The 18,320-nt window shown below is 70.9% G+C and carries 18 protein-coding genes; 10 read left to right on the top strand and 8 right to left on the bottom strand.

Annotated features, from left to right (window positions below):
- The first annotated feature begins 162 nt into the window (after positions 1 to 162).
- Together Q5Y72_RS08540 and Q5Y72_RS08545 are read left to right on the top strand one after the other, a co-directional pair.
- Complete coding sequence (locus tag Q5Y72_RS08540) at positions 163 to 654, top strand: hypothetical protein (RefSeq protein ID WP_305962993.1); 492 nt, start codon at positions 163 to 165, stop codon at positions 652 to 654.
- A 1-nt stretch (position 655) separates the two neighbouring features.
- A complete protein-coding gene (locus tag Q5Y72_RS08545; RefSeq protein WP_305962994.1) occupies positions 656 to 1,981 on the top strand; it encodes a TRAP transporter large permease in 1,326 nt (441 codons plus the stop codon).
- A 23-nt stretch (positions 1,982 to 2,004) separates the two neighbouring features.
- Here the strand turns inward: Q5Y72_RS08545 and hutC are convergent, their stop codons facing one another.
- A complete protein-coding gene (hutC, locus tag Q5Y72_RS08550) occupies positions 2,005 to 2,760 on the bottom strand; it encodes a histidine utilization transcriptional repressor HutC (protein ID WP_305962995.1) in 756 nt (251 codons plus the stop codon).
- 217 nt (positions 2,761 to 2,977) lie between these two features.
- On the opposite strand from hutC, the gene Q5Y72_RS08555 reads away from it, so the two are divergent.
- The 6 genes from Q5Y72_RS08555 (at position 2,978) to Q5Y72_RS08580 (ending at position 8,742) form a co-directional block, all read left to right on the top strand.
- Positions 2,978 to 4,198, top strand: a complete 1,221-nt coding sequence (locus Q5Y72_RS08555) for an MFS transporter (RefSeq protein ID WP_305962996.1) — start codon at positions 2,978 to 2,980, stop codon at positions 4,196 to 4,198.
- 217 nt (positions 4,199 to 4,415) lie between these two features.
- Entirely contained in the window at positions 4,416 to 4,895 is a 480-nt protein-coding gene (locus tag Q5Y72_RS08560; protein ID WP_305962997.1) for an ureidoglycolate lyase, read from the top strand.
- A complete protein-coding gene (rnhB, locus tag Q5Y72_RS08565) occupies positions 4,892 to 5,527 on the top strand; it encodes a ribonuclease HII (protein WP_305962998.1) in 636 nt (211 codons plus the stop codon). Before Q5Y72_RS08560 ends, rnhB begins: the two co-directional genes overlap by 4 nt.
- A gap of 86 nt (positions 5,528 to 5,613) precedes the next feature.
- Positions 5,614 to 6,744 (top strand): site-specific DNA-methyltransferase, encoded by a 1,131-nt coding sequence (locus Q5Y72_RS08570; protein ID WP_305962999.1) that lies wholly within the window; start codon positions 5,614 to 5,616, stop codon positions 6,742 to 6,744.
- A gap of 121 nt (positions 6,745 to 6,865) precedes the next feature.
- Positions 6,866 to 7,897, top strand: a complete 1,032-nt coding sequence (locus tag Q5Y72_RS08575) for a GSCFA domain-containing protein (RefSeq protein WP_305963000.1) — start codon at positions 6,866 to 6,868, stop codon at positions 7,895 to 7,897.
- A complete protein-coding gene (locus tag Q5Y72_RS08580) occupies positions 7,894 to 8,742 on the top strand; it encodes a hypothetical protein (protein ID WP_305963001.1) in 849 nt (282 codons plus the stop codon). The genes Q5Y72_RS08575 and Q5Y72_RS08580 overlap by 4 nt, the downstream gene beginning before the upstream one ends.
- A 12-nt stretch (positions 8,743 to 8,754) precedes the next feature.
- Here the strand turns inward: Q5Y72_RS08580 and Q5Y72_RS08585 are convergent, their stop codons facing one another.
- Both Q5Y72_RS08585 and Q5Y72_RS08590 read right to left on the bottom strand, forming a co-directional pair.
- Positions 8,755 to 9,849 (bottom strand): YcjF family protein, encoded by a 1,095-nt coding sequence (locus Q5Y72_RS08585; RefSeq protein ID WP_305963002.1) that lies wholly within the window; start codon positions 9,847 to 9,849, stop codon positions 8,755 to 8,757.
- Positions 9,846 to 11,213, bottom strand: coding sequence for a YcjX family GTP-binding protein (locus Q5Y72_RS08590; RefSeq protein ID WP_305963003.1), 1,368 nt, complete (start codon positions 11,211 to 11,213; stop codon positions 9,846 to 9,848). Before Q5Y72_RS08590 ends, Q5Y72_RS08585 begins: the two co-directional genes overlap by 4 nt.
- Before the next feature lie 109 nt (positions 11,214 to 11,322).
- Between Q5Y72_RS08590 and hrpB the strand changes: the two genes are divergently transcribed.
- Complete coding sequence (gene hrpB / locus Q5Y72_RS08595) at positions 11,323 to 13,830, top strand: ATP-dependent helicase HrpB (RefSeq protein ID WP_305963004.1); 2,508 nt, start codon at positions 11,323 to 11,325, stop codon at positions 13,828 to 13,830.
- Between the two features lie 34 nt (positions 13,831 to 13,864).
- Here hrpB and Q5Y72_RS08600 read toward each other — a convergent pair whose 3' ends face one another.
- The 4 genes from Q5Y72_RS08600 to Q5Y72_RS08615 all read right to left on the bottom strand — a co-directional run bounded on the left by Q5Y72_RS08600 (position 13,865) and on the right by Q5Y72_RS08615 (position 15,780).
- Positions 13,865 to 14,206: a DUF2794 domain-containing protein gene (locus tag Q5Y72_RS08600; protein WP_305963005.1), complete on the bottom strand. Its 342-nt coding sequence runs from the start codon at positions 14,204 to 14,206 to the stop codon at positions 13,865 to 13,867.
- A 101-nt stretch (positions 14,207 to 14,307) separates the two neighbouring features.
- Complete coding sequence (locus tag Q5Y72_RS08605; RefSeq protein ID WP_305963006.1) at positions 14,308 to 14,595, bottom strand: I78 family peptidase inhibitor; 288 nt, start codon at positions 14,593 to 14,595, stop codon at positions 14,308 to 14,310.
- Positions 14,596 to 14,599: 4 nt separating this feature from the next.
- Entirely contained in the window at positions 14,600 to 14,953 is a 354-nt protein-coding gene (locus Q5Y72_RS08610) for a hypothetical protein (protein ID WP_305963007.1), read from the bottom strand.
- Positions 14,954 to 15,132: 179 nt separating this feature from the next.
- The gene (locus Q5Y72_RS08615) at positions 15,133 to 15,780 is read right to left on the bottom strand and encodes a TetR/AcrR family transcriptional regulator (protein WP_305963008.1); all 648 of its coding nucleotides are present in this window, start codon (positions 15,778 to 15,780) and stop codon (positions 15,133 to 15,135) included.
- Positions 15,781 to 16,008: 228 nt separating this feature from the next.
- Here Q5Y72_RS08615 and Q5Y72_RS08620 point away from each other — a divergent pair, with 228 nt between their 5' ends.
- A complete protein-coding gene (locus Q5Y72_RS08620; protein ID WP_305963009.1) occupies positions 16,009 to 17,436 on the top strand; it encodes a Glu/Leu/Phe/Val family dehydrogenase in 1,428 nt (475 codons plus the stop codon).
- Positions 17,437 to 17,566: 130 nt separating this feature from the next.
- On the opposite strand, the gene Q5Y72_RS08625 is transcribed toward Q5Y72_RS08620, so the two are convergent.
- On the bottom strand, positions 17,567 to 18,307 hold the full coding sequence (locus Q5Y72_RS08625) for an N-formylglutamate amidohydrolase (protein ID WP_305963099.1): 741 nt from the start codon (positions 18,305 to 18,307) through the stop codon (positions 17,567 to 17,569).
- Between the last annotated feature and the right edge of the window lie 13 nt (positions 18,308 to 18,320).

Raw genomic sequence — 18,320 nt, forward strand, 5'->3', positions numbered from 1 at the left:
GGCGTCTTGCCGGAATGCGCCAGATAGTTCGCGCTTCACAATCTGGTCAATTGCAAGTTGAGGTGGCGGGCGCATGGCGATAGCCTGCCAGCCTCGACCAGAGGAGGTCCGCATGAAGTCAACTCGGCCGCAGGGGCGCGGCGGCATGGTCTTGGGCATGGCATGCAACTGATCGCACGGCGTTTGCTGGATCTGGCGGTCGTCGCGCTTGCGCTGCTGTGCCTTGTGCTGGCGGGTGATGCCGTGTTCAGGGGCGGTGCGGGGGCCGGCATCCTCGGGGACCGGGCGATCGTGCCGGCCCTGATCGTGGCGGTGCTGGTGCTGCCGCTGGCCGCGGCGACGGCCGCGCGGGCGCATCTGGCGGTGACCTTCCTCAGCGACCGGATGGCCACGTCCGACCGGGCGCGGCTGGTCCTGCTGGGTCACGCGGTCGGGCTGGTGGCGCTGCTGGTGCTGATCGCCGCGGCGATCGGGGGTCTGGCCGGGGTGCTGGCCGGAGGGCGTGCCGGGCTGCCGGGCGATGCCGCGCTGACACTGCTGGCGGTCGGGTTGCTGGCGATGGCGCTGCGGCTGGCCGGGATGCTGGCGCAGGACCGTCGGACGTTGCGCGACACTGGCACGATCACGGACGAGCACGGGCAGGAGGCGATCTGACATGGCCCCGGCGACCATCGGGCTTGGCGGGTTTCTGCTTGCGCTGGCGCTTGTGGCGCTGCGGGTGCCGCTGGCCCATGCGCTGATCGCGCTGTCTGCCGCGGGCCTGCTGCTTCTCAATGCGACGGACGGCACGGATGGCGCGCTGCAGCAGACCGGGGCGCAGATCCTCGAGATCATGCAGGGGCTGGTGGCCACGGAGGCGCTGGCGATGGTGCCTCTGTTCGTGGCCCTGGGAAACATCGCCTTCTATTCCGGCATCACCACCCGCATCTACGACGCCGCCGCCGTCTGGCTGCGGCCGCTGCCGGGCGGACTGGCGGTCGCCTCGGTGCTTGGCTGCGGAGGCTTTGCGGCGATTTCGGGCTCGTCGGTCGGCTGCGCCTCGACCATGGGCCGCATCTGCGTGCCCGAGATGCGCGCCGCCGGATATGATCCGCGCCTCGCGGCAGCCTCGGTGGCTGCCGGCGGCACGCTGGGCGGGCTGATCCCGCCCTCTGTCCTGTTCATCCTGTTCGCCGTCTTCTCGGGCATCCCGGTGGAACGGCTGTTCATGGCCGGCATCCTGCCGGGGCTTCTGTCGCTGGCCGGGATGGTGGGCGTCATCGGCTGGTGGGTCCGTCAGGACCCCGCCGCCGCGCCACCGGCGCCGCAGACCGGACCGGGCCGGGCCGAGGCGGCCCTGGCCGCCTGGCCCGCCCTGCTGGTCCTTGCGATCATCATGGGCGGCATCGGCACCGGGCTGTGGGACGCAACCGGTGCGGCGGCGATCAGCCTTGCGCTGGTGGTGGGCCTCGGCCTCGTGCAGGGCCGCCTTGCGCCGGACGTGCTGCTGCGGGCGGCGCGGGAAAGCCTGATGCAGTCGGCCGCGCTGGTGCTGGTCATCCTGGGGGCGCGCCTGTTCCTGGCCTTCCTGACGCAGTCCGGGCTGGACGCGATGGTGGCGGACGGCATCGCGGGGGCGCAGGTCCCGGTCGTCGTGCTGCTGATGGTGCTGGTGGTCCTGTATCTGGTCCTTGGCCTGTTTCTGGACCCTGTCACGATTCTGGTGCTGACGCTGCCCTTCATGCTGCCGCTGGTCCAGGGTTACGGCATGGACTCGATCTGGTTCGCCGTGGTGATCGTCAAGCTGCTGGAGATCGGGATGATCACGCCGCCGGTCGGGCTGAACGTCTTCGTCATCGGCAATGTCGCCCGCGATGTCGGCGTGGACCGGATCTTTTCCGGCGTCGCGCGGTTTCTGGGCATCGACCTGCTGGTGCTGCTGGTCATCGTGCTCGTCCCGGCGCTGTCGACGCTGATCCCGTCGCTGATGGCGGCGGGATAGCGCGCCGCACGGCCCGCTGCGGCTCAGTCCTCCGAGATCAGCCGGTGCTGCGGCGAATAGAACTGCCGCGCGAAGGAGACCGGCGTGGCATCCGTCCAGTTCAACCGCTCGATGGCCAGCACCGGGGTCCCCGGCTCGACCCGCAGGTTGCGGGCGCAGTCTCCCGACGCGCCTTCGGCGAGGATCGAGAACTGGCCATGCGTTAGCGGCACGTTGCGCGCCAGCCATTCATGCGCCGGCACCGCCTCGACATCGGCGCGGGTCAGATGCGGCAGGACGCGCGGATTCAGCCAGATCGCCTCGCAGCAATGCGGCTGGTTGTCGGCCAGGTGCTGCGCCTTGATCAGCACCAGCTCATCCTCGGCGCCGACCTGCAGGGCGCGCATCGCCGCCTCTGTCGGCACGCTGGTCGCATAGCCCGTCAGCCGGTATTCGTAGTGCTGGCCAAGCGCCTCGACCTCGTGACGGATCACCGGCATTTCCAAGGTGGTCCGCCGCGAGGGCGTGGCCGTCACCCGCGTGCCGACCTTGCGGCGGCGTTCGATGATCCCGCTGTCGGCCAGTTCGCGCAGCGCCCGGTTGACGGTCGCACGCGCGCAGCCCAGCTGCACCGCAAGCTGCTGTTCGGTCGGGATCAGTTCGCCCGGCGGCCATTCGCGCGAACGGATGCGCTCCATGACGACGGCGCGCACGGACTGCCAGGTGTTCATGCGTTTCATGCCACGCTCGGGGCTGGCGGGCCGCAGGGAACGCGCCACGTTACTGGGAATTTTCGTCATGCGATATTCAGGCTCGGGGTAATTGCTTTTTCATTATCGGCCCGCGCCGGACATAAAAGAACCTGTCCAAATAGACAAAACGGTTGATTTCGGCAGGGACCTGTTCTTAAAGACAATTATCTTAACGTTCCGGTTGTGCCTGCGGGCTATTCTCAATTTCACGTTGGCCTGATATTCGCGCGATGTGACGGATTTGAACGCAGACAGGGCAGGGGCGATGACGCAGCAGGATGGCATCACGGGGGTGGCCGCACCGGCTGGGGGTGCCGCGTCGCCCAAGCCGACCTCATGGGCGGTTCTGGTGGCGATCAGCCTGTGTCACCTGATCAACGACGTGATGCAGTCGATGCTGGCGGCGATCTACCCGCTGCTGCGGGCCGAATTCGCGCTGAGCTATGCGCAGATCGGGGCGATGACCTTCGCCTTTCAGGTCACCGCCTCGCTGCTGCAGCCGGTCGTCGGCGCGCTGACCGACCGGCATCCGCAGCCGCGGTCGCTGGCCCTCGGGATGGCGGCCAGCCTGTGCGGGGTGCTGCTGCTGGCCGTCGCGGGCAGCTATGGGACGCTGCTGGCGGGGGCCATGCTGATCGGCATCGGCTCGGCGGTGTTCCATCCCGAAAGCTCGCGCGTGGCGCGCATCGCCTCGGGCGGTCGCTTCGGCACCGCCCAGTCGCTGTTCCAGCTGGGTGGCAATGCCGGGCAGTCCCTGGGGCCGCTGCTGGCGGCCTTCGTGGTGGTGCCGCTTGGCCGCCCGGCGGTGGCCTGGTTCGCGGTTGCCGCCGCGCTTGGCGTGGGCATGCTGGCGCGGGTCGGCGCCTGGGCCGAGGGGCGGCGCCGCGCCCATGCCGCCACCCCGGACCGTCGGCTGCGCCTGCCGCGCGGCGTCGTGCTGCGGGCGATCCTGGTGCTGGCCGCGCTGACCTTCACCAAGAACATCTACACCGCCGCGATGAGCAGCTATTTCACCTTCTTCACCATCGAGAAGTTCGGCCTGGGGCCGCAGGGCGGGCAGATCATGCTGTTCCTGTTCCTCGCGGGCATGGCGGGCGGGGTGATGCTGGGCGGGCTGTTCGGGGATCGCGTGGGCAGCCTGCGGGTCATCTGGTTCTCGATCCTCGGCGTGCTGCCCTTCACGCTGCTGCTGCCGCATGTCGGGCTGCTGACGACCGGGGCGCTGGCGGTGCTGATCGGGCTGATCCTCGCCTCGGCCTTCCCAGCAATCGTGGTCTTTGCGCAAGAGCTGGTTCCGGGCCGCACCGGCACCATCGCCGGGCTGTTCTTCGGCTTTTCCTTCGGCATGGGCGGGATCGCCGCTGCGGCGCTGGGCGTGGTGGCGGATGCCCGCGGCATCGACTTCGTCTTCCGGCTCGTTTCGGTGCTGCCGGTCATGGGGGTGCTGGCGATCCTGCTGCCGCGCATGGCCGACCCGCGGCGCTGAGCGGCGGCCCCGGCTTTTCCCGTCGCGTGGAAACACCATCGCGGTTTCGCGCGCAATGACCGCCGGAGCTTCGGGCTTTCGCCCGCAAACCCCTTGCTTGCGGCCGCAATTCGCGCAGGGGGCAAACTCCCTGCGCCGCGGCCCGGCGCTGCCGGCGGGCGGCTTCGTCTCGACGCGGCGGCCCGCGCGCGCTAGATCAGGGGCCGGAGGAACCGCCATGACCCGCATCACCGCAAGACCGCTGACCGCCGAGGCCTTCGCCCCCTTCGGCGAGGTACTGGCCCCGAAATCCGCCACCGTGCGGATGATCAACGAGGGCCGCTGCGAACGCCACCACGCGCTGGCCACCGTCCAGCGGCATGGCGGCGAGGCGATCATCTCGATCTTCCGCTCGCAGCCGGTCAGCCTGCCCTATGACTGCGCGCTGCTGGAGCGCCACCCGCTCGGCTCGCAGGCCTTCATGCCGCTGGGGCCCGACGCCTGGCTGTCGGTCGTCGCGCCCGACGAGGGCGGCCGGCCCGGGGCGCCGCTGGCCTTCCTGGTGCCGGCGGGGGTGGGGGTGAACCTGCGCGCCGGCGTCTGGCATGGCGTGCTGACGCCGCTGGACCGTGCCGCGGATTTCCTGGTGGTCGACCGCGACGGCGAGGGCACCAATCTCGAAGAGGCGCATATCGCCCCGGTGACCATCGAGGCATGAGCCTGCCCGATTTCAGCCACGAGGCCGCCGCCATCGCCCGCGGCGCGCGGCGCGTGGCCGGGGTCGACGAGGTCGGCCGGGGTCCGCTGGCCGGACCGGTGACGGCGGCGGCGGTGGTGCTGCCCGGCGCCGCGGACCTTCCTGCGGGGCTGAACGATTCCAAGAAGCTGGGCGCCGCCCGCCGTGAGATGCTGGCAGCCTGGATCATGGCGCATTGCGACTGGTCGGTGGCCCATGTCGAGGTGGCCGAGATCGACCTGCTGAACATCCACCACGCCGCGCATCTGGCGATGTGCCGCGCCGTCGCCGGGCTGCGCGAGGCCCCCTGCCATGTGCTGGTCGATGGCAACCGCCTGCCGCGCGATCTTGCCCCGCCCGCCGAGGCGGTGGTCAAGGGCGACGCGCGCTGTCTCAGCATCGCGGCGGCCTCGATCCTGGCCAAGGTGTTGCGCGATCGCATCATGGTGGATTTGGCGCAACAGCACCCCGGCTACGGCTGGGAGGCGAATGCGGGCTATCCGACGCCGCAGCATCTGGCGGCGCTGCTAGATCTGGGCGTGACTCCTCATCATAGGCGTTCGTTCCGCCCGGTCCACAACATCTTGTGTAAAGCCCCTCCATCAACCCTCTGATTCAAAAAAGAATTTGACGGCGAATCACCTCTGACTCATCCTTGCGCCATACCAGACCGGCCCAGCCGGCACCGCACGAGGCAGAGATGACCAAGATTACAGACCAGCGCGCCGACGTCGCGCGGCCCCTTCCGCTGAACCGGATTCTGGCCGGCGACTGCATCGAGATCATGAACGGCCTGCCCGAGGGCAGCGTCGACCTGATCTTTGCCGATCCGCCCTACAACCTGCAATTGCGGGGCGATCTGCACCGGCCCGACAATTCCAAGGTCGACGCGGTGGACGATCACTGGGACCAGTTCGCAGGCTTTGCGGCCTATGACCGCTTTACCCGCGACTGGCTGGCCGCCGCGCGCCGACTGTTGAAGCCCGATGGGGCGATCTGGGTGATCGGCAGCTATCACAACATCTTCCGCGTCGGCGCCGAGCTTCAGAACCAGGGCTTCTGGATCATGAACGACGTGATCTGGCGCAAGTCGAATCCGATGCCGAATTTCCGCGGCAAGCGGCTGACCAACGCGCATGAGACGCTGATCTGGGCCTCGAGATCGGAAGGCTCGAAATACACCTTCAACTACGAGGCGCTGAAATCGCTGAACGAGGGCGTGCAGATGCGCAGCGACTGGGTGATCCCGATCTGCAATGGCGGCGAGCGGCTGAAGGACGGCAAGGGCGACAAGGCCCACCCGACCCAGAAGCCCGAGGCGCTGCTGCACCGGGTCATCGTCGGCACCACCAATCCCGGCGACGTGGTGCTGGACCCGTTCTTGGGCACCGGCACGACCGGTGCGGTCGCCAAGATGCTGGGCCGCGACTTCATCGGCATCGAACGCGAGGCCGCCTATCGCGAGGTGGCCGAAAAGCGGCTGTCGCGCATCCGCCGCTTTGACGTGGACGCGATTGCCACGACCCGCGCCAAGAGGGCCGAACCGCGCGTGCCCTTCGGCCAGGTTGTCGAACGCGGGATGCTGCGGCCGGGCGAGGAACTGTTCTCGATCGGCAACCGCCACAAGGCCAAGGTCCGCGCCGATGGCAGCCTGATCGGCAATGACGTCAAGGGCAGCATCCACCAGGTCGGCGCCGCGCTGGAGGGTGCGCCCTCCTGCAACGGCTGGACCTACTGGCATTTCCGCCGCGAGGGCAAGATGATCCCCATCGACATCCTGCGCCAGCAGATCCGCGCCGAGATGGAGGGCGAGGTCGCCCGCCCCAACTGACACGGCCCCACAGGTTTCGCCAAGTCCTGCCGCCCTGCGGGTGGCCGGGACCGCCTTGCCCCGCCATGTCCGCATGGCGGGGCCTTTTCTTTGCGGGATGCGCGTGCATATGTCTGCGGTCATGGACCATCCCTATGCCAGCCTTCCCGCCTCTGCGTTCTGGCGCACCGCCGTCGCCGGGACCGAACCGGACCTGCCGGCCGCTATCCATGCGCCGAAATTCGCGCTGACCCCTGACAGCCGGATCGCGACGGCCGGCAGCTGCTTTGCGCAACATCTTGGCCAGGCGCTGCGCCGCGCCGGGCTGGAGGTGCTGGATGCCGAGCCCGCGCCCCCCGGCATCGCCCCGGGCCTCGCGCAGCGCCACGGCTTCGGTCTTTACTCGGGGCGCTACGGCAACATCTATTCGGTGCGCCAGATGGTGCAGCTGCTGGCCGAAGTGGCCTCGGGCCGGCCCGACCCGGCGCTGGTCTGGACCCGCCGCGGCCGCCATCACGACGCCCTGCGGCCCGGCCTCGACCCCGAGGGGCTGGACAGCGCGGCCGAGGTTCTGGCCATCCGCCGCCGTCATCTTGCCCGCCTGCGGCCGATGCTGGCGCGCGCCGATGTCTTCGTCTTCACGCTGGGGCTGACCGAGGCATGGCAATGCCGGCGCAGCGGACGGGTCTTTCCCAGCTGCCCGGGCGTCATCGCCGGGCGGTTCGACCCCGATGCCCATGCCTTCGTGAACTTCTCCTATCCGCAGGTGCTGGAGGATCTGGGCCGGATGCGGGCGGCGCTGCACGGCTTCAACCCGCAGATGCGGATCCTGCTGACGGTCTCGCCGGTGCCGCTGACGGCCACGGCGGCGGGGGGGCATGTGCTGCCGGCCACGCAGTATTCGAAGGCAACGCTGCGCGCCGCCGCCGGCGACTTCGCCGCAGCCCATGGCGATGCCGACTATTTTCCGGCCTACGAGATCGTCACCAACCCGGCCGCGCGGGGGGCGTTCTTCGCCGACGACCTGCGCCAGGTCACGCCGGAGGGCGTCGCCGCGGTGATGCGCGCCTTCCTCGCCGCCCACGGCATCGCCGCGGGCGAGGGGGCGGGGCCGGCCGCCGAGGCCAGCGATCCGGTCTGCGAGGACGCCATGCTCGAGGCATTCCAGAGATGAGCGCCGCCCTGCCGCGCCTGCTGGTCATCGGCAATTCGCATATCGCGGCGCCGCGGCTGGCCTATGTCGCCGATTCCGCGCGCTGGCCGACGCATGACATCGACTTCTGCGGGCTGCTGTCGGGCAATATCGGCCGGCTCGAGCTGCGCGACGGGGTGCTGGCGCCGACCGATCCGGCAGTCGCGGCCGAGATGCGCCATTACAACATGGTGCGCCGCCTGCCGGTCACCGGTTACGACGCCTTCGCGATCGTCGGCGGGCTGGGCTGGACCGGTTCGGCCCAGCTGTGCGCCGATCACCGCAGCCTCGATTTTCCCTCGGTGATCGCGGGCGATGCGGGCTGCCAGCTGGTCGGGCGGCGCCTGCTTGACGCAGCGCTGCGCCAGCGCATCCGCGGCAGCGCGGCGCTGCGCCTGCTGGCGCAGCTGCGCCCGCTGGGGCGGCCGGTCCTGCTGCTGCCCGAGCCGATGCCCTCGGCCGAGTGCACTGCCGATCCTGACCGCTTCGGCGCCTATGTCGATCTGGTCGCGCGCGGCGATGCGCCCTTCTGGCAGGCATGGTTCTGCCGGGCCGTCGCGGCCGAGGCCGCGCCCGGTGCGGTGCCGCTGTTCTGGCCGGACCCCGCTCGCGAGGGCGTCGCCTTCACCCGCGCCGACCTGATGCGCGGCGCGCTGCGCCTCAGCCCGCATCAGCCCGAGCCGCAGCCCGCGACCGACTACGCCCATGGCAATGCCGACTACGGCGCGCTGGTGATGGAACAGATCGTCGCCGCGCTGGCTTCCCGTGCCGCGGGCGCAGGCGCGGGCGCGGTCGCGGGCGCGGGGCCGGCGGCGGCGCAGGGCTGAGACGGCCCGGCCTCAGCCCGAGGTCTCGCGCGCGGCGGCCTCGCTGTCGCCGAACAGGCCGCGCAGGCCGCGGGTCAGCAGGTTGCCGACCTTGGGGCGGGGCTGCGCCATGAAGGGCAGGGGGCGGCAGACTTCCATGGCGGCGATGCCGACCCGGGCGGTCAGCGCGCCGTTCACCACGCCCTCGCCAAAGCGGCGCGACAGCTTGGCCAGGACGCCGCCGCCCGCAACGGTGTGGATCAGGTCGTCGCCTGCCGCCACCGCGCCGGTGGCGACCAGATGCGTCATCACCGTGCGGGCCAGCCGCCAGCCGCCGACCGCGCCCGCCCGGCCGCCATAGATCTCGGCCATGCGCCGGATCATCCGCAGATTGGCGGCCAGCGCCGCCGCCACATCGGCCAGCGCCAGCGGGATCAGCGCGGTGGCCGCCGCGACGCTGCGGGCGGCGGCCTCGATCTCGCGCCGCGCCTCCTGGTCGAGGCTGGCCAGCAACTCGGTCTCGGCCAGGGTCAGCAGGGTGCGGGCGTCCAGCGCCTCGCTGCGCCGCTCGGCCAGCCGCCCGCGGCCCCAGTCCAGCTCGGGCCGGTTGCGGTAGAGGGTCATCAGCCGGTCGGTCACCTCGCGCGCCGCCGCCATGCTGTCATCGGCGAGCGCCGCGCCGGCCTGCCGCTGGACCCGGTCGATCTGGGCAAAGCGCGACCAGGCCCGGTATTCGCGCCAGGCCATGCCCAGCGCCGCCAGCGTGAACATCGCGAACAGGGCGATGCCGACCCAGCCCAGCACCGGATAGCTGGTCAGCAGGCCGTCGATGAACTCGAGCGCGGCAATCGACAGCAGGAAGGTGAACAGCGCCACCCCGGAATTGACGAAGAACCGCGTCAGCCGCGAGGGCGGCCGCCCGACCAGCCGGGTGACCATCTCCATCGTGCGGGGGCGCGGCAGGCGCGGGTCCGTGGTGTCGATCGGCGGCGCGTCGGCGGGGCTGGGTCCGCCTTCCGGATCCGCCTGCGGCTGGCGCAACGCGGGGCCGGGCGCGGCTGGCCGGGCTGCGGGCGCGTCGAGTTCGATCAGCACGGGGCCTTGCCGGCGGGTGGGATCATCGCTCACAGCCGGTCTCCGATCAGGAATTCGGCGGCGCGGTCCAGCCGGATATGCGGAGGCCCGTCACCGGGGCGCGCGGTCATCGGCGCTGGGGCGAAGTTCATGATGGCGTAGTCTCCGTCAAGCCAGGTCGCGGCACCATCGCGCGCGGGATGCAGGATCATCGCCGGGTCGGCGGGCAGTTCGCCCGGATAGAAGGCCGCCTGCCGCCCGTCAAGCAGCCGGCCGCGCACGGCGGGCAGCTCCGCGCCGTCCTGCCGGATCACGTCCTCGGTCGTGGCGCGCAGGGCGGCAATGGCCAGCGCCTCGGTGCGGGCGCCGCTGAAATCGGCGCGGTCGCGGGCCTCGCGCAGCATTGCAGACAGGATCGCGCCCAGCCGGTTGTGCTGGATGTGGTGCAGGTGGTCGGCCTTGGTGGCGGCGAACAGGATCCGCTCGACCCGGCGGCTGCCCAGAAGCTGGGCCAGCCAGCCGGCGCGGCCCGGCCGGAAGGCGGTCAGCACATCGGCCATGGCCCGGCGCATGTCCTCGACGGCGCGCGGGCCCTGGTGGATCGCGCCCAGCACGTCGACCAGCACCACCTGGCGGTCGATGCGGGCGAAATGGTCGCGGAAGAACGGCCTGACGACCCGCGACTTGTAGGCGTCGAAGCGGCGCCGGAATTCGCGTCCGAGGCGGCTGTCGGTCAGCGACGCCGGCAGTGGCGCGAAGGTCAGAGCCGGCGATCCGGCCATCTCGCCGGGGATCAGGAAGCGGCCGGGGGTGCAGTCGGAAAACCCCGCCTCGCGCGCCGCGTGCAGATGCGCCGTGTAGGTTTCGGCGAGGCCCTGGGCGGTCGGCTCGTCGCTGCGACCGCCGTCGAGGCCCGAGAGGGCGGCCAGATAGGCGTCGGCGCCCGGCCGGTCGGCCATCCGGCCCAGCACCTCGGCCGACCAGCCGGCGAAGTCCTGCTCCATCAGCCGCAGGTCCAGAAGCCATTCGCCGGGATAGTCCACGATGTCGAGATGCAGGGTCTGCGGTCCGCGCAGCCCCGACAGCATCCCCCGTGGTTCCAGCCGCAGCGACAGCCGCAGCTGGCTGACATGGCGGGTGCCGTCCGGCCAGCGCGGCTGGGGGCCGGTTAGTGCGGCCAGGTGACGTTCGAAGTCGAAGCGCGGCACGGTGTCGTCGGGCTGCGGCTGCAGCCAGGCGGCCTTCAGCCTGCCATCGGCTGCGGCGCGCAGCGCATGCATGCGGCCGCGATCCATCAGGTTGGCCACCAGCGAGGTGATGAACACCGTCTTGCCCGCCCGCGACAGGCCGGTGACGCCAAGCCGGATCACCGGATCGCCGAGGCCAAGCCCCGTCATCAGATCGCTGCCGATACCCATTCCGCCTGCCACCTCGTTCTCGTTGCCCCCGAAGATAGGGGGGCTGCGCCGGATTTCATAGATGGGGGCGGGGTTTCACGCCGCCCGCCGCTCTGGCATAAGCGCGCGGATGCGGGAAGGGTTGCCGATCGACGAGGTTCTGCCGGCGCTGCGCGCGGCGCTGGCCGCGCATGGCCGGGCGGTGCTGGTGGCGCCGCCGGGCGCGGGCAAGACGACGCGGGTGCCGCTGGCGCTGCTGGACATGGTGGCCGGCCGAATCCTGATGCTGGAACCCCGACGGCTGGCGGCGCGGGCGGCGGCCGAGCGGCTGGCCGAGGACCTGGGCGAGGCGCCGGGGGCCTGTGTCGGCTACCGGATGCGCGGCGAGACCGTGCCGGGCCGGCGCATCGAGGTGGTGACCGAGGGCATCCTGACGCGGATGATCCAGTCGGACCCTGGCCTCGAGGGGGTCGGCTGCGTGATCTTCGACGAGTTCCACGAGCGCAGCCTGAACGCCGATCTCGGGCTGGCTCTGGTCTGGGAGGCGCGGGCGGCGCTGCGCGAGGATCTGATGGTGCTGGTGATGTCGGCCACGCTGGACGCCGGCCCGGTCGCGGCGCTTCTGGGCAATGCGCCGCTGATCCGCTCGGACGGACGGGCCTTTCCGGTCGAGACCCGCTGGCTGCCGCGGCCGATGGCGCCCGGCGCGCGGCTGGCCGACGCGGCGGCGCGGCTGATCGCCGAGGCCGAGGCCGAGACGCGTGCGACCGGCGGCACCATCCTGGCCTTCCTGCCGGGCGAGGGCGAGATCCGGCGTGTCGCGGGCCTGCTGGCGGGAGGCGATTGCGAGGTGATGACGCTTTTCGGGGCGATGGAGGCGCGGGCGCAGCGCGCGGCGCTGTCACCGCCGGGCGAGCGTCGGCGCATCGTGCTGGCGACCGCGATCGCCGAGACTTCGCTGACCATTCCCGCGGTGCAGGTGGTGGTCGATGCCGGCCGCGCCCGCCGCGCCCGCTTCGATCCCGGCAGCGGCATGTCGCGGCTGGTGACCGAGCGGGTGAGCCGCGCCGAGGCCGAGCAGCGCCGCGGCCGCGCGGGCCGGGTGGCGCCCGGCATCTGCTACCGGATGTGGGCGCGCGCCGAGGAGGGCGCGTTGCCCGGCTTTGCGCCGCCCGAAATCGCGGTGGCCGACCTCGCGGGGCTGGCGCTGGAACTGGCGGCCTGGGGCGCCGAGCCGGGCGGGCTGGCCTTCCTGACCGCGCCACCGGAGGCCGCGCTGGCCGAGGCGCGGGCGCTGCTGGCCGATCTGGGTGCGCTGGACCGGGCCGGCCGGATCACCGCCCATGGCAGGGATCTGGTGCGCCTGCCCCTGCATCCGCGGCTCGGCCACATGCTGTCGGTCGCGGGGGCCGGGGCTGCGGATCTGGCGGCTCTGCTGAACGATCGCGACCCGCTGCGGGGCGCGCCTGCGGATGTGGCTCTGCGGCTTGCGGCGATGCGCGATCCGGGCGGATTTGCCGCAGGCCATCCGCATGACCTCGACCGGGCCGCGCTTGCGCGGCTTCGCGACGAGGCGCGCCGCCTGGGCCGGCTGATTGCGTCCCGCGACAGCGGGGGGGCTGGCCGCCCCCCCGCACCCCCCCGCCACCGCGCCGACGAGACGGCGAACCCTGCGGAGGGCGACCCGCCCCGTCGCGCGGCCCTGTCCCCGGGGGCGATGGCCTCGCTGGCCTATCCCGACCGGATCGGGCAGCGGCGGCCGGGCGAGGCGCCGCGGTTCGTGCTGTCGGGGGGCAAGGGCGCGGTGATCGGGCCAGCCGACCCGCTGGCCGCCGCGCCTCTGATCGTCGCGCTGGATCTGGACGGCGACCCCCGCGAGGCGCGGATCAGGCTGGCCGCGGCCGTGGACGAAGACGACTTGCGGGCGCTGCATGCTGCGCGGATCGAGGAGGTGCGGCTTTGCGCGTGGTCGCGCCGCGAGGGCCGGGTGCAGGCGCGCCTGCAAGAGCGTCTGGGCGCGCTGCTGCTGTCGGACCGGGCCTGGACCAAGGCGCCCGCGCCGGCCCTGGCCCGCGCGGCCCTGGAGGGATTGCGTCAGGACGGCCTGCCCTGGACCCCGGCCGCCCTGCGGCTGCGGGCGCGGATCGGGCTGGTCGATGGGCTTGGCCCGGTCGATGACGCGGCGCTGCTGGCGGATGGCGACTGGCTGCTGCCCTGGCTGGACCAGCGCCGCAGCCTTGCGGATCTGCGCCGCCTCGATCTGGTCGAGCCGCTGATGGCGCGGATCGGCTGGGACGGCCAGCAGCGTCTGGCGCGCGAGGTGCCCGCGCATTTCGTCACGCCCCTGGGCCGCAAGGTGCCGATCGACTACGACCACGAGACACCCTCGATCGAACTGCGCCTGCAGGAACTCTTCGGTGTTGCGCGGCATCCGGTGGTCGGCGGGCGGCCGCTGCGGATCAGCCTGCTGTCACCGGGCGGCAAGCCGCTGCAGGTGACAAGCGACCTGCCGGGCTTCTGGGCCACCTCCTATGCCGATGTCCGCAAGGAGATGCGCGGCCGCTATCCGCGCCATCCCTGGCCCGAGGATCCGGTCGCTGCCGATCCGACGACCCGCGCCAAGCCGCGCGGCAGCTGAGGCATGGGGCCTGTCGCCCGCGGGGGCGCCCGGTTCAGGGCTGGTCGACCGCGCGGATCAGCTTGCTGTCCAGCACCCGCAGCACCTGGCGCAGGTCATGGCCGCGCTTGAGGATGCGACCATCCATCGCGATCACCGCATAGGCACCCTGCGCCGCGCGCAGGCGCGGGCGCTTCTCGATGCGGTAGAGCGGGTGTTCGGTCGCGCGGCGGAACACGCTGAAGACGGCGACGTCGCGCAGGAAGGACATGGCGTAGTCGCGCCACTCGCCGGCCGCCACGAAGCGCCCATAGACCGACAGGATCGCCGAAAGCTCCTGGCGGTCGAACACCACGCGGTCGGGATCGGCTTGAAACGGCGGTGCGGCGTTCAACATGACGCGATGGTGACACCGCGACCGACCCGACGCAACGGAAAAACCGGAAGCCGGACCGGGCGCGGGACGGCCCGGCCCGGCCCGGCCCGATGCGGCGCGGCTCAGTAGCAGCTGACCTTCTCGATGCGGCCGCTGCGCCCATATTCGATGTTAAGACGGTCCGGCCTGAAATCCGCCGTCACCGCATCCTCGGGGCCGATCATCCGTGTGCCGATCGGGAAGGTCATCTGGGCCAGAACCTCGCGCGGCTGACCGATCAGGCCCTTGTAGCCCGCGGCACCGCAGGCATCGGCGGCCTCGTCGGGGATCACGGCGGGCGGGGGCACGGGCTCGCAGGCGGCCAGGCCCGCGACCGCCACGAGGCCCAGGAGCAGGGATTTCGCTGTCATGTCATCACCCGCAATCGATGTTGTAGATGTTGCCCGAGGCATCCAGCCGGAAGACGATGCGCTGCGGGTTGTATTCCTGCGGCTCGATGCCACGATATTCGACCACCCGGTATTCCTTCGCGATCCCCAGCGAGGGGATGACCGAACCCGGCTGGCCGAGACTGGGCACATAGGTCTTTGCGCCGCAGAGGTCGGGCTGGCGCTCTTCGAGGCCGGCGATGCCGTCGGCGGGCAGCGGCGCGATCGGTGCGACGGGCAGCGGCGCGGCGACCGGCGGCGGCGGGGCGACCGGCGCGCAGGCGGCCACGGCGGCGGCCGCGATCAGGGCGGCGGAAGGCAGAAACCTCGTTGTGATCATCGTATTGACGTCCCTCGGTAGCCCGTCAGGGCATTCTTGTCGTGTCGGCACTTATAGGGGTTGCATCAGCGGTTGAGAACCCGAGGCGCGGATCACGTTTCCTTCACCGCCGGCGCCGTGACATGGCGCAGGTGATCACCCGGCGCGCCCGCCGCGCGACGCGCGGCGGGGCCGGCCGCTCAGGACACGGCGGCGAAGTGCCGACCGGCGGTGCCGTCGCCATGGGCGGCCAGGAACAGTCGGGCGGCGCTGTCGCTGACCTCGCGGATGACCGAGTCGCGCGGCGCCGGATTTGCCAGCAACAGCGAGCTTTCCTGCAGCAGCGTACCCGACAGCCGCACGAATTGTTCGGCGGCCAGCCGCGTGTCCTCGATCTGCAGATCGCCCGCAGCGACCCACCGTTCCAGATGCGCCTGCACGACATCGCGCAGCAGGCTTTGGCAGATGGCGTGATACTGGCGCGACACCTCGGGGAAGCGCACCGCCTCGGCGATGGTGGTGCGCGACATGCGGACCACCGGGTCCGAGGCCAGCCATTCGGCGATCTGGCGGGCCATCAGCGGCAGCGCCTCGGCCGGGGCGAGATCGGGGCAGATGCTGATCGGGCTTTCGGCGGCGATGCGCTTCATCTCGTCCAGCAGCACCTCGCGATACATCATCCGCTTTTCGGGGAAATAGCTGTAGAGCGTCGCCTTGGAGACCCCGGCGGCGCGGGCGATGTCGTCGACGCTGGCGCCGGAATAGCCATCGCGCAGGAAAATGTCGCGTGCGCCGTCGCGGACCTGGTCGAACTTGCGCCCCGGATTCAATCGCTGCCTGTCCATCATTCTTGCGTCCTCACAATTCATTCATCAATTCTCGCATGGGTCCATAATGCCGAGACCTGCGGTTCGGTTTCGCGGATCACCCCTTCGTGGCCGGGGCCGCCGTGCGAAATTCACGGCGATTGCGCTGCCCTGGGGCCGCTGCGGCGTGGATCATCCGCGGTGCATCGCCTAGCCTTCCGGGCAAGGCAACACCGAATCACGTCAGGATTCGAGGGGGAGAGATCAACGATGTCGAAAGCAACGGGCTCATTTCGCGACTCAGTGGACCGGATGTTCACCCATGCCGCCGGGCTGATGGACCTGCCGGCCGGCCTCGAGGAGAAGATCCGGGTCTGCAACTCGACCTATACGGTGCGGTTCGGGGTCCGGTTGCGCGGCGAGATCCACACCTTCACGGGCTATCGCTCGGTCCATTCCGAACACATGGAGCCGGTCAAGGGCGGCATCCGCTATTCGCTGGATGTGAGCCAGGACGAGGTCGAGGCGCTGGCGGCGCTGATGTCCTACAAATGCGCCCTGGTCGAGGTGCCCTTTGGCGGCTCGAAGGGGGGGTTGTGCATCGATCCGCGGGCCTGGAACGAGGACGAACTGGAAAAGATCACCCGCCGCTTTACCTATGAGTTGTCGCGGCGCAACCTGATCTCGCCCTCGCAGAACGTTCCGGCGCCCGACATGGGCACGGGCGAGCGCGAGATGGCCTGGATGGCCGATGCCTACAAGCGGCTGCATCCCGACGACATCAATGCCAAGGCCTGCGTGACCGGCAAGCCGCGCACCGCGGGCGGCATCGAGGGCCGCGTCGAGGCGACCGGGCGCGGCGTGCAATATGCGCTCCGCGAGTTCTTCCGCCATGACGACGTGATGAAGAAGGCGGGGCTCGAGGGCACGCTGGCGGGCAAGAAGATCGTCGTGCAGGGCCTGGGCAATGTGGGCTATCACGCGGCGCAGTTCCTGTCGGTCGAGGACAAGGCCCAAATCGTGACGGTGATCGAACGCGACGGCGCGATCAGCAACCCGCAGGGCATCAACATCGACGCGCTGCGCGGCCATGTCCTTGCGACCGGGGGCGTGCGCGGCTTTGCCGGCGGCAGCTATCGCGAGGAGGGGCTGGTCGGGCTCGAGGATGAATGCGACATCCTGATCCCGGCGGCGGTCGAAAGCGTGATCCACACCGGCAATGTCGACCGGATCAAGTGCAAGCTGATCATAGAGGCGGCGAACGGGCCGGTGACGGCCGATGCCGACGACGTGCTGAAGCGGCGCGGCGTGGTCATCATTCCCGACATGTACGCCAATGCCGGCGGCGTCACCGTGTCCTATTTCGAATGGGTCAAGAACCTGTCGCAGATCAGCCTCGGCCGGCTGGAGCGGCGCCACGAGGAGGCCCGCGCGCGGATGCTGATCGAGGAGCTGGAGCGCATCTCGGCCGATACCGGCACGCGCTTCACGCTGGCCAAGGGCTTCAAGGAGGAGTTCCTGATCGGCGCGGACGAGCTGGAACTGGTGCGGTCGGGGCTGGACGACACGATGCGCGAGGCCTTCGGCAAGATGAAGGAGGTGTGGATGACGCATCGGCAGGTCGACGACATGCGCACGGCCGCCTATGTGGTGGCGATCCGCAGGATCTCGAATGTCTATGGGTCGCTTGGGCTGTGACTGAGACGTAGCGGGACCCGGCTGAGGCGGCGCGGCAGGCCCGCGGCGCCCTTGCGTCCCGCGATGGTCGGGGGAGCTGCGCCCCCCGGACGCCCTGCATCGGGGCCCTGGTGCGGACCGGGACGGCGGCCTAGATTCCGCTGGCGGCCAGCACGCCGGCGATGACCGGGGCAAGACGCGCGGCCCAGTCGGCCTGCCCCCCGGGCGTGGCGATCAGGTCGTTGCGCACCTCGATCAGCACATTGGGGCGGCCATGGGCCAGCGCGTGGCGGTCGATGGAATCGCCTGCCAGATGGCCGTCATAGGGCTGGTTCTCGCCGGTGATCCAGCCCGCGTCGCGGCAGGCCTGCACCATCGCCGGGCCGAGCCGCGCGTCGCGATGCGAATAGAGGATGCCGACATGCCACGGGCGCGGCGGGCGTCCGCGCAGCTGCGGGGTGAAGCTGTGGATGGCGCAGATGCAGCGCGCCGGGTGGCGGGCCGCGAGGCGGCCGAGTTCGGCGTGATAGGGCCGGTGCAGCCGCGCGAGGCGGCGTTCGCGCTCGGCCGCGTCGGCGGCCTTGTTGGCCGGGATCACCGTGCCGTCATAGAGCCGCATCAGCAGGGTCGGGTCGTCCTCGCCGCGGTTCGGGTCGATCACCAGCCGCGAGAAGGTCGAGAACACCGCCGGCGCGTCCAGTCGGGCGGCCAGATCGCGCGCCAGCCCGGCTGCGCCGACATCATAGGCGATGTGGCGCGACATGTCGGCGGCGGCGATGCCCAGATCGCCGCCATTGACCCAGTCGGGCACCCGGTTGCTGGCATGATCGCAGGTCACCAGCCAGCGCGAGCGGCGATCCTCGCCAAGGCTGGTGAAGGCCGTCTCCGTCATGGCGTTGTCACCC

It is taken from the genome of Paracoccus spongiarum, from assembly GCF_030732095.1.
Taxonomy (GTDB): domain Bacteria; phylum Pseudomonadota; class Alphaproteobacteria; order Rhodobacterales; family Rhodobacteraceae; genus Paracoccus; species Paracoccus spongiarum.